Genomic DNA, 11,092 nt, shown 5'->3' on the forward strand with positions numbered 1-11,092 from the left:
GGTGGGGGACCGTCCGCTTGGGCATGCGTATTTTCTTGGTCAGGAGGTAGGGCGGGCTGCTCCCATGAACCGAGGCGAGTAGAAACCGGAGTCGACAGGTTCCACCCGTACGTCCTGTCCGCTGCTGGGAGCGTTGACCATCTGCCCGTCGCCGACGTACATGGTCACGTGTGACGGGGCGGGACCAGGAGCACCGACGTCGGTGGTGTCGTAGAACAGCAGGTCTCCGGGCTGGATCTGGGGCAGGGGAACGCGGGTTCCTGCCTGGTACTGGTCGGTGGTCACCCGGGGAATCGTGACCCCGGCGGCCTCCCACGCCCTCATGGTCAGCCCCGAGCAATCGAAGGCGTTGGGGCCGCTGCCACCCCAGACATACGGCTTGCCGACCTGCTGGAGTGCCCATTCCACAGCAGCCCGCGCGGCATCGCTGCCCGATCCGCCGCTGTCGATTCCACTGCCCGGGTACTCCACCGTGTAGGTGTCGATCTCGGCCATGACCTCGTCCACGTACACGTCCCACGGGTTGTACCGGAACAGGGCGTTGTTCAGTTGGCCCCGGTCGGTGAAGTCGACCGTGTTCTCCGGATGGCTGTCGCACAACTCCACGGCGGTGGAGGCCACCGCGTCGTAGACGTTGTGGGGATCGGCTTCCCCGTCTCCGCTGCCGTCGACACCGTAGTCCGACCAGTTCGCGGGAAGGTGCTGGGTGACACCCACGGCGGCGTCGAACTCGGTGTCGCCGTCCCACCGCCCGTCGTCGGTGTCGTCGTGGGGTGTCCAGTTGTTGCCCGCACCAGTGCCGTCCAGGAGGGGACCGACGATCGGTGGATCGGTGTCCCCGTTCTCGGAGATCTCGCTGCCTGCGGCGTGGTCGGATTCCACCGAGCCGATCCCGGCGAGGATCTGCCAGCGCATCCCTGTGCACTCGGGGCGGAGACCTTCGAGCCTTCGCGCTCCTTGGACGTAGGCGTCCAACAACACGGGGTGGATGCCGTCGACCTCATCGGGGACCGCGCCGGTGTGGGGATTGTCCACCACCACACCGGCGAGTGAGGACAGCAGCCCAAGAGCGACCGGAACGGCGACGAGCACCACGCAGCCGCACCCGAGCGGGCTAGCCACCCTGTTCCTCCCACCCGGGCAGCGGCGGCTGCACAGAGCGGCCCGGGGACAGCTCGGAGAGCCGGAAGCGCTGCCCGGTGGGGTCGTCCAGCAGCGCCCACACCGCGTCAGCCGGGTGGGAGCCGTGCACGGCGGTGGCGGCCGGAACCGGTGACCGGAGGATCCGTTGGCGGACGTTGTGTTCACGCTGTTGGGAGGGCAGCGAGAACAGAACGACTCCGCGGTGGCTGGTGATCCGGGTGAGTTCGGTGTAGGAGTCGAGTTTGTCCGCCAGGCGGCGCAGGCTCTCGGTGCCGGTGTCGTACTCCAAGTAGAACCCGGTCACCCGGTCACCCTCACTCCAGCGCCCGGCGGCGTCGGGGCGCACGATGTCTCCCCACTGGGCTTCGCACTGGGCCGCGGTCCACCACCGCAGGTGCGTGTCATGGGTGCGGGTGTGCGAGGCCAGGTCGGTGAAGACGTTGTTGACGCCGACCGTGTGGGCCAGTGAGGAACGGTAGGCCAGGGTCAGGGTGCGGTCGCGTCGGTAGCCGAACTCGCGCAGGGTCTGGTTGGCCTCGGCGGCGAGGATCTCCGCGCCCGGAGCGTCCAGCACGTAGTGGGCCGGTGCGGACCCTTCCGCTATCCAGGGGCGGAATCGATCCAGGGCGCGCATCCGGTAGAGGGCTCGGAGCCTGCGCTTGGCGGTGTTGTAGGAGACGAAGCACAGACGGGCGATCTGGTCGGTGGTCAGGGTGCGGTGCTCCCACACCAGGCGCATGATCTCCCGGTCGCGCGGGGTCAGGCACCGGATCAGCGTGTGCAGGGTGTCAGCGGAGGTGCGGGGACGAACGGGGGCTCGGTGGTCGGGTCGGGTGTGCGTACGCAACAGAGTCTCCTGTCGTGGCGGTGTGCTCTCACCTGTGGTCGACGGATGCGGAGTGTCGGCGGGCGGCCTTGCGCACCGTGGTCGCCCGACCCTTGACCGGGGGAGGCAGAGGCCGGGTGCGCAGGGTGAAGGAGGGCGACAGCGCCCCGTGGTGGACGAGCCGGGCGGCGGCCTGGAACGCCGCGAGATGGGACAGGTCGTGCTCGCCCAGGTTCGGGCGTACATGGCGGGCCAGCACCCGGGCGTCCTCGGGGGAGACGTCGAAGTAGATCTTGGAACGGGCGTTGGCCGAGACCGCCTCGCGCAGGTCCCGGGGCAGTTGGGACAGGTCCTGGTGGGCCAGGACGAGCCCGGCGCGGTAGGCGCGGGCCTCGGCGAGCATGTCGTCCACCCCGTAGGGCAGCGTCAGGAAGTTCTGCGCCTCGTCCAGGTAGATGGCGATGTCGGAGCGGTCGGCCTCGGCCTGGCGGGCACGGGCGAGCACGGCGTTCCACACCTGGGACAGCAGCAGCGAGCCCAGCAGGCTGGAGGTGTCCTCACCTAGCACGCCCTTGGGCAGACGTGCGATGACGACCCCGCCGGTGTCCAGATGCTTGCGCAGGTCCAGGCCGTGGGTGGTGGTGGCCAGCAGGTCCCGGGCGAACCCCCGCAGCAGGACGGACCGGAGTTTGTTCATCAGCGGTGCGGTGGCGTGCGCGCGGGCTGGCCCCGACTGCTGGTCGTACCACTCCCAGAACCCCTTGAGTACGGGGTCGGTGAGTTGCGCGGTGACTCGCTTGCGGAACGAGGAGTTCTCCAGCAGACGAGGGATGTTGGCCAGCCCGGCGTTCTCGGTCCCGGCCAGGGTCATGCACGAGGATCGAAGGATGTCCTCGGTGCGCGGCCCCCAGGAGTCGGCGAAGATCCGCCGGAAGATCCCGGTGATCGTGTCCGCACTGCGCTCGCGGTCACGGCCCGACAAAGGATTGAGCGCGGGTGGTGGGGCGTTGTCGTCGGGGTCGATGAGCACGACCCTCTCGACCGCTTCCTGCGGCATCCGCGACAGCAGCATCGCCGACTCGCCCTTGGGCTCGATGAGCACCAGGCCGCGCCCTTTGCGGATGTCGTCCAGGGCCATGTTCAACAGCAGGGACGTCTTTCCGGTACCGGTGCCGCCGATGATGTGCGTGTGGTGGCGGGCATCCGAAGCCCGCTGACCGATGATTCGAGGGCGGCCGCTGTCGGAGCGCCCCAACACCCGGGCTCCGGGTTCGTCCCCGGCCAGCCCCGGAGGCGCAGGGATGGGACGTGCGGGTGCGCGCTCCAGCCCGGCCACCGCCTCGTCCAGGGGCAGGTGCGCCACAGCGGCCAGCTCACGCGCCGACAACAGGTCACCTCGGCGTAGGAACCGCAGGCGTGAAAGCTTCTCGGCGAGCAGAGGTGTGTGGCGGCGCTTGTAGTGGTTGTGCAGGCTGAAGGCGGAGAACGCCCCCGTGATCGCGTGAGCACGTCCGCGCCGCTGCTGCCGTCCTTGGGGTTGATCGGCGGGTGTGGTGACCAGGTAGCGGACCACGGTGTCCAACCGCGGGCGCACGCTCTTGGCGAGAATGGCGCGGACCTCACCGGACACCTCCGGCCGCAGCGCGGCCCAGGAGGCGCTGTGCCGGTTACCGCCCGGGGTGAAGGAGTCGAACAATCCGGCCTGCACACTGTGCGCGGACCGCAGCCGGGCGGCGGCCTGGTTCGCCTTGTGCAGACGCAGCCCGGTCACCGGGCGGGCCGCTACCTGTACCAGAACCGTTTCCCCGGGCGCCGGAGAGCCTGCGGCGCCGAGCAGACCGCGTAGGGGGTCCTCCTCGTGGGAGGCGGCGATGGGGTAGTGGTCGGGCCTGGCCAGACGGAGCATCCCGCCGTGCGCACGCACACCGCTCCCGGGCGGCGCAACGGGAACCGTCGTGGTGGACGCCCCGGGCCATGCGGCCTCGACCGCGCGCTCGACCATGTGAGGGGGAATCGAGCCGGGCACCCACAGGCGGACCCGCAGCCCGGTCTCGTCCGTCTCGTACTCCCACACCACGTGCGGCTGTCCGAACAGGGCGCGTTTCCAGGCGGGGTGGAGCAGGCCGAGCATCTGTGTCCAGAACGCTTCCGCCCCGGCGAGCTCGGCGGTGGGTGGCGGCAAAACTTCCACCAGCCGGGCGTTTCTGGCCCACCGCAGATGCCGCACCCACACCAGAAGGCGACGGCAGGCCAGGAGAACGGCACCCGCGACCGGGAGCCACCAGAACGGTGCCGCCACCACGGTGATGGCCCCGACAAGTTCATTGATCACGGTGAGGATGTCCACCAGAGCGGTGTTCACAGCAGGTCCTCCCCGTCCTCGCCGTCCAAGACGTCCAGGTCCACAGGAGAGTCCGGCGCTGTGTCAGCGGCCAGTTCGGCCGGATTGGTGGTCACCAGCTGGTGTTCGGTGTCGCTGGCCACCACCCGGTAGGCCACCCGTAGATCCGCGCCGTTGCACAGCAACGCGTCCCCTGGTGAGGCGGTGAGCAGGTACTGCTGTTCGCCCTCGGAGAGCCCGAACGCCTCGCTCACCTGGTCGATGGCCTGGGGAGCCTGCCGCATGAGGATCTGTGTCGCGCTGTTGGCGACGATGGCCTTGCCCAGGTCGGAGCCGAGCACGTCAGCGGCGTCCTGGGTGGCCACCGTCAGGCCGGTCCAGCGTTTGCGGGCGGCCTTGGCCAGCCGGAACAGGAAGCGGGCGCCCTCGGGCTCTGACATCAGCAACCACCCCTCGTCCACCAGCACAAGACGGGGATGGTCTGGGGTCGTGTCGGCCACGGTGCGCCAGACCGAGTCCAGCGCCAGCAGGGTGCCGACACCTTTGAGTTCGTCGGGCAGGTGGCGCAGCGACCAGGACACCAGGTGCCCGGTGGGGCGGTCGGTGGTCGGAGCGCGGAACAGTTCCGCGTAGGAGCCGGACACGAAGGGGGCCAACTGGGCAGCAAGGTCCTGGGCGTGTTCGTCGGTGTCGGCTTCCAGGGTGGCGGCCAGGTCCTTCAACAAAGGCGCGGGCCGCGACCAGGTGCGCTCGTCAGCCGTGATCCCCGCCTTGCGGTAAGTGCAGACCAAGGCGCGGTCCAACGCGGCGCGCTGGCGGGCGGACAGGGCGCCACCGAGCATGAGCGCCATCAGGGTGTGCAGGAACAGCGCGCGGCGGGAAAGCGCATCGCGCGTCGGGGTTCGGTCCAGCGCCAGATCCAAGGGGTTGAGATGGACGCCCGGAGTGCCGAGCCTGATCACGGCGCCGCCCACGGCCTGAGCCAGGCGGGTGTATTCGTCCTCGGGGTCGATGACCGCTGCGGTCACTCCGGAGTACAGCGACCGCAGCAGGTCCAGCTTGCAGAAGTAGCTCTTGCCTGCCCCGGAGCGGGCCAGAACGACCGAGTTGTAGGTGTCCATCGACCACCGGTCCCACACCACCACCCCCGAACTGCTGGTGTTGAGCCCGTACAGCACCGCACGGTCGCCGGTCTGCACGGCCAGGTCCGGGCTGGCGAAGGGGAAGGAGGCCGACAGGGCAGCGGTGTCCATACTGCGCCGCTGCTCCAGCAGATCCACTCCCACAGGCAGTGCTGAGATCCATCCCTGGAGTTGGCGGTAGGAAGCTGGACGGGCGTCCAACAGCATGGAGGAGCTGAGGGAGCGGACATGGTCGACCTCCTCGGCCAGCTCTTCCTCGGTGGAGGCGTGCACGGTCAGGTAGAGCCCGACCCGGAAGAGCTTGCCCTCACCGCGGGCCAGACTGGCGGCCATCTCCCGAGCGTCCTCGGCGGCGACCTCGGCTTCGAAGTCCTCCAGCTTGCCCTTCTCCGCCGTGGTGCGGCTGGAGGCCTCCAGCTTCGACATCTGCCGCCTGAGCCTGTCAGCGGCCGTCTGTGGAGGGATCGGTTCGATGTGCAGCGACACATCGAGGCGACCGGGGTAGGTCAGCAAAGGCTCCATCCACCCGTACCCCACCTCCGCCGGGTAGCCAGTGATGGCCCAGGTCGCGCTGATTCCGCCCCCAACGCGCAGGTGACGAACGGCGACCTCTACCTCAGCGGGCACGGGACCACCGGTCGGAGCTTCGGTCTTCTGGCGTTTGCGCATCACTTCTCCTGCTCTGTGATGGGCCCGGTGATGACCGTGCCGGGGCCTGCCAGCCCCGTGGGTGGTACATGGCGGCTGGACGGCTCAGCGGCCGAAGCGAGTACCGCGAAGACCTCCGGTCCGGTCAGCACACGAGCACGCGAACCAGCGGCGGCCAGAGCGCGCACGGCGTCCTCGGCCCGGCGCCGGGCCGACACGGCGGCATGGGCGGCATTACCGCTGCCTTCGCGTACCGCCAGGACGATCTGCCGTCGCAGCAGGTCCCGGGACCGGGACAGATCAGAGAGAAAGTCGGCGTGGTCGCGGGCAGCCCGCTCCAGCGCCGGGTGCGGCAACCGGGGTGCCGCTTGGTCCAAGGCGTCCACCAGCGGGTCCAGGCGGATGGACTCGGCGCGAACCAGGAACTGCACCGGGGAGTTGAGCGAGTTGAGGTAGGACGCGAACCCGTTCACCAGCCCGGCCTGCTCTGAGGGAGTGCGTAGCGCGAAGCTCACCGTGGAGCAGGAGACGAGGACCGCGTATCCGTGTTCGGCCAGGTCGATCACACCGTCATCGGAGATGGACCGGACGGGCAGGTTCAGCGGGGAGGGCAACGCCGGTGTGCTGGCGTCGATCCAGGAGGGAAGGGGTGCCGCTTCCGAAGAACCAGTGGCTCGGCGTTTGGGGGAGCGGGCGAACCGGAACGCGGCGAGCATCAGCCGGTCCAGGCTCAGCCCGTCGCGCTGGACCAGCGCCGCTGTCACCGCGGCGCCCATCACCGGGACCGCGACGAGCACGACCACAAGCGGGGATACCAGGGGACCGAGCACCGAGTAGGCGGCCCACAGCCCGATTCCAGGGATGCCGATGATCACCAGTTGGCGAGCGGTGAGCCCGGCCAGGATCTTGTCCTCGCGCTCCACATCGGCGGGCATACGTACACGTGACACTCAGGGCCTCCTCCGAGGACGGGGGCGGGCGGGGGGATCGAACAGTGCGGGTTGCTGGGGGCGTGGCCGTGACGGTGGCAAGTTGCGGGCTCCGGGCAACATCTCCTGCCGGGGCGTGGACTCCTGCCACTGTGGCAACGGCTCCTGCCGCCATCTCGGAGGCGGCACCTGCCGGGGACGGGGAAGCTCGGGCTGGTGGTAGCGGCGCCGCTCCCGCAGGCGAGCCTGGGCACGCCGGTCGATCCGCCGGTCGACCCCGGGCAGTGGGTCCTGCCGGTACGGCAACCGCGTGGAGAAGTTCGGCAACTCGGGTTGATGCCACTGCGGTGCCGCACGGGAGGGAGCGGGCGCCGGTGCCGTGGCGGGTGCGTGGCCGACTGCTCGGGAGGCGGTGGTGGCCGTGGCGGTCTTCTTCGCGGCGAACGCCCTGCCCAGATTGCGGAAGATCAGCAGGCTGGCCGCGATCTTGGCCCCTCTGACCAGGGGCGACTTCTGGTAGTTGAACACCTGCTTGAACGCCCAGAAGGGGATGCGCACCAGCACGTACATGCAGCAGATGATCAACAGGACGTCCATGACGCCCTGGGCCGCCTCGACGAAGTCCGGGGCGGCGTCCCGCGACAGGAACAGCACCACCATCAGGCGCAGCACCAGGGCCTGGGCGATCTGGATCACCATCAGAGCACCCATCGCCCGCCACCACAGGCGGGCCAGACCGTCGATCTGGGGGAGCGCGTGACAGGCCAGCGCGAGCGGGGCGATGGCGGTCAGCAGGATCCACAGCACGATCCGGACGATGGCCGCCAGTATGAAGAAGAAGGCCAGCAGCGAACCGATCAGCATCAACAGCAGCACGAGGAGCGCTTCACCACCGGGGTCACCCAGCACCCGGGCGAGCGTCTCGGTGATGTTGTCGACGGTGGTGGCCCCGTCGAGCATGGTCACGGCTATGCCGTTGGCCAGCTCACGCATCATCTCGGTGAGCAGGAACGAGGCGTTCGCACCGACGAACCCCAGCACCACCCGGGGCAGCAGCTCCTTGAATCCGGCCGAGGTCTGCACGCTCTGGTAGCTCATCAACAGCACCCCGGCGGCCACGACCACCAGCAGGTACAGGCTGTTAGTGACGGTCACAACCTCGCTCCACGCGGTCCTGACCCCGTCGGTCGGAGGAGGGGTGGACAGCGCGGGCAGCGCCGCCAGCGTGATCGTGAACTCCACACTGTCCGCGACGAAGTCGGCCACCCAGACATAGAAGCCGACCGAGACCCGGCAGCCGTAGTCGAAGGTCCCGCACTCCTCGGGATCGGTCGGCGTGGACTCACCCGGTTCCTCAGGGACGTCTGCGGGGACCAGTGCGGCCTCGGCGCCTATCGGTGATCCGACCAGGACCACGCCGCTGAGGGAGAAGATGAGGACCGCCGCTGTCCACGGGCGCGGTCTCATCACAGCCCCACGAACCCGCGCAGGATCTGCACCAGGATTGGTGCGAGGATCGCCACCAGGTAGCCCAGAGCGGCGTACTTGAGGGTGTCCTTGGCCTTGTTGACCTCACCCGGGTCGCCGCCGGCGAGCAGGTAGCGCAGCCCGCCGATGGTCAGCAACAGCGTGGCCAGCACCACCAGCAGCCCGACGATCCAGTTGCGGATGTTGGTGATGACGGCGTCCAGGTCCGTGACACCGGGATCCTCGGCCCCCTGCGCCCACGCGGGCCACAACTCAGCTGAGGCCAGGACAACGCTCACGGTCACCACGCCGACCACCAGGGCTGGGCGAAGGTATCTCCTGAGAGCTTTCATGCTCGCTACCTCGATTCGGTGAAACCCCGCAGAAAGCAGGTAAGGCACGCGAATCGGAAGCCGGGGCGAAGGGCCGGTCCCTCCTTTCACTCAAAGGCTGTATCGGTAGGCGCTCGATACCTGCTCCGCCCCGGCTGTCGTGCTTCCTCTGCGGGTGAGGAGAGATCCCTCCTCACCCATCAAGAGGAATTCAGGGCGCGATAGCGCTCATCGTCTCCGTGGACTTCTTCGCTTCCAAGGCGGCCGTCAGCTTCTCCTCGGCCGCGCGACGCCAGCGACGTGCGGTGATGTAGGACAACCTCAACTCCTCGGCGACCCGGGCCAACGTGCTGCGCTCCAGCCGGGTGCGGGCGATCAGGTCGGCCTCAACAGGGGACAGGGTTCCGGCGAGAACGGCGTCGGCCAGGACGCTCACCGGCCCCCGCCCGTCAACGGCCTGGTCGGTGGCGTGCGCGTTGGGGTTGTACTCCACACACCGGTGCGTGTCGCGGGCGTGGCGGTAGCCGTACCGGTTGGCGGTGTTGGCCACCGCCGACCACAGCCGCGCTCCCACATCGCTCACTTCAAGGGGCAGGGACCGCACCTGCTCCAGCAACGCGGTCAGCATCTCGGCTTCCACGTCGGGGATGTGCTGGGAGGATACCCGTGCGTACCGGGAACAGGCCACCACCATGCGCGGCAGCATCGCTCCGGCAGCGATCACCGTCCAGGTCGCCTCGCCCGCCCGGGAACGGGCGAAGAGGCGGTGCCAGAGGGCATCGGTGACTTCCTGAGGGGCGTGACGCAACAGCTCTATGGTCTGGGAGGCGCTCACCCGCTGGGCGTCGACCTCCTCCAGATCCGAGGTCGGCAGTGTCGGCTGCCCAGGGCCACAGGTGATCAACTCCACCGAACGCCGCAGCACCTCAAAAGGTCGCTCTTGGTCGTGCACCATGACTACTCCCTTCGCATTGGGAGTTCCATGGAGCACAACCTGATTCGCAATAAATGAGCAGAAGATCAGCAATGTTTTCTGCGGAAACCAACGAGGGGGAATCCTAGCGACAAGGGAATCTTGCTACGGACGCACACAAGCTGAAAGGGGTCCGCAGCGGTCTCTGGCTCACCGCCCTCGGGGCAAGTCAGGGGACCGATGGCAAGACCCTTCGCGCTCTGAGCAAGACCTTCTCCAAGCAGGCACAGAGCACTGCGGGGAATTGGGCCTCCACCGCAGCAGAACCAGATGTGTGTGGCTACTTCGCTCTTCTGAGGGTCACCACATTTGCGCCTTCGGGCGCCCGGCGGTGGTGCGCGAACACCTGGCGCCCGCACCAGCGCACCCTGCTGCGGTTCCTGCGCACCGTGGCCCGCGACGCCACCACCCGTAACCGGGCCATCTGTCACCTGGCCCACTACGCCGGCCTGCGCGTTGCCGAGGTCGTCGCCCTGGACGTCGCCGACATCCGCCTCTCAGCGTGCAAGGGTAGCGTGCGCGTACGCGGCAAAGGACGGTCGGGCGGCAAGGACCGCACCCTGCCCCTGCACCCCCAGGCCCGCGCCACCCTGGAGGAGCTGCTTGACTCGCTGGGCCGGCCCGCCGCGGGCCCGCTGATCTGCAACCGCGACGGTGGGGCGTTGCCCACCTGCACCGCCAACACCATCGCGTCCATCCTCGGCGCCGCGGCGGGGATCGGTCCCGCCGACGACGGTGAAGCCTTCGGCCCGCACGTGCTTCGCCACACCTTCGGTACCGACCTCGTGCGTGGCTGCGGCGAGGTGGCTACCGCACCGGTCGACGTGGTTCTGGTGGATGAGCCGACGGGCCACGCCGACCTCTATACCACCCGCCGCTACACCCTGCCCACCGAGGTGGACAAGACCCGCGCTCTGGACGAGCTCACCACCGACCGATGAGCCGGTGAGGGCCTACCGCTAAATCCTGTAGCAATCCTCCTCGACCCCCCAGATAGCCTCGAAAAGGGGGTAGGCAAGGTAGGGCCGGATGGGGCAACGGGCTTCATCAGATGAGGGGTTTCTTCGTCAGATAAAGATCGAGATGACGCTGGCCACACTGCCAATCGCCGATGCCAGTGCGGTCAGGGGCTCTCGGACACTACGTGAGGACACCCATTACCCCTAATATCTGCACAACGGCCCCGCGGCGATGTCCATCTCGAACTCGAACCTGTGGAGTTCTCCCCGTAGACAGACACACCTCAGGGGCCGTTCCACCTGTCCGTGTGGGACGGGCGGGCGACGGGTGA

General features: G+C 68.5%; 9 protein-coding genes. 1 reads left to right on the forward strand and 8 read right to left on the reverse strand.

What is annotated here, in order from left to right; all coding sequences use genetic code 11:
• Positions 1–39: 39 nt before the first annotated feature.
• The 8 genes from FYW99_RS17840 to FYW99_RS17875 form a co-directional block, all read right to left on the reverse strand.
• A complete protein-coding gene (locus FYW99_RS17840) occupies positions 40–1,122 on the reverse strand; it encodes a C40 family peptidase (RefSeq protein ID WP_190394706.1) in 1,083 nt (360 codons plus the stop codon).
• Entirely contained in the window at positions 1,115–1,990 is an 876-nt protein-coding gene (locus FYW99_RS17845; protein ID WP_223839136.1) for a replication-relaxation family protein, read from the reverse strand. The genes FYW99_RS17840 and FYW99_RS17845 overlap by 8 nt, the downstream gene beginning before the upstream one ends.
• Before the next feature lie 28 nt (positions 1,991–2,018).
• Complete coding sequence (locus FYW99_RS17850) at positions 2,019–4,331, reverse strand: ATP-binding protein (protein ID WP_150253158.1); 2,313 nt, start codon at positions 4,329–4,331, stop codon at positions 2,019–2,021.
• Entirely contained in the window at positions 4,328–6,121 is a 1,794-nt protein-coding gene (locus FYW99_RS17855) for a VirB4 family type IV secretion system protein (protein ID WP_317846997.1), read from the reverse strand. The genes FYW99_RS17850 and FYW99_RS17855 overlap by 4 nt, the downstream gene beginning before the upstream one ends.
• Entirely contained in the window at positions 6,121–7,050 is a 930-nt protein-coding gene (locus FYW99_RS17860) for a PrgI family protein (RefSeq protein ID WP_223839146.1), read from the reverse strand. Before FYW99_RS17860 ends, FYW99_RS17855 begins: the two co-directional genes overlap by 1 nt.
• Positions 7,051–8,496, reverse strand: a complete 1,446-nt coding sequence (locus FYW99_RS17865) for a hypothetical protein (RefSeq protein ID WP_150253159.1) — start codon at positions 8,494–8,496, stop codon at positions 7,051–7,053.
• Positions 8,496–8,849, reverse strand: coding sequence for a pilin (locus FYW99_RS17870; protein WP_190394707.1), 354 nt, complete (start codon positions 8,847–8,849; stop codon positions 8,496–8,498). The genes FYW99_RS17865 and FYW99_RS17870 overlap by 1 nt, the downstream gene beginning before the upstream one ends.
• Before the next feature lie 190 nt (positions 8,850–9,039).
• Positions 9,040–9,783 (reverse strand): hypothetical protein, encoded by a 744-nt coding sequence (locus FYW99_RS17875; protein ID WP_150253160.1) that lies wholly within the window; start codon positions 9,781–9,783, stop codon positions 9,040–9,042.
• Between the two features lie 407 nt (positions 9,784–10,190).
• Between FYW99_RS17875 and FYW99_RS17880 the strand changes: the two genes are divergently transcribed.
• Positions 10,191–10,742, forward strand: coding sequence for a tyrosine-type recombinase/integrase (locus tag FYW99_RS17880; RefSeq protein ID WP_263364074.1), 552 nt, complete (start codon positions 10,191–10,193; stop codon positions 10,740–10,742).
• The last annotated feature ends 350 nt before the right edge of the window (positions 10,743–11,092 follow it).

This window comes from Nocardiopsis deserti (genome assembly GCF_008638355.1).
Lineage (GTDB): Bacteria > Actinomycetota > Actinomycetes > Streptosporangiales > Streptosporangiaceae > Nocardiopsis > Nocardiopsis alborubida.

What these genes read in the sequence shown, in the direction of transcription:
- FYW99_RS17870 (WP_190394707.1), bottom strand. Translation starts at nt 8,849, where the DNA reads ATGAAAGCTCTCAGGAGATACCTTCGCCCAGCCCTGGTGGTCGGCGTG.
- FYW99_RS17875 (WP_150253160.1), bottom strand. Translation starts at nt 9,783, where the DNA reads ATGGTGCACGACCAAGAGCGACCTTTTGAGGTGCTGCGGCGTTCGGTG.
- FYW99_RS17865 (WP_150253159.1), bottom strand. Translation starts at nt 8,496, where the DNA reads ATGAGACCGCGCCCGTGGACAGCGGCGGTCCTCATCTTCTCCCTCAGC.
- FYW99_RS17855 (WP_317846997.1), bottom strand. Translation starts at nt 6,121, where the DNA reads ATGCGCAAACGCCAGAAGACCGAAGCTCCGACCGGTGGTCCCGTGCCC.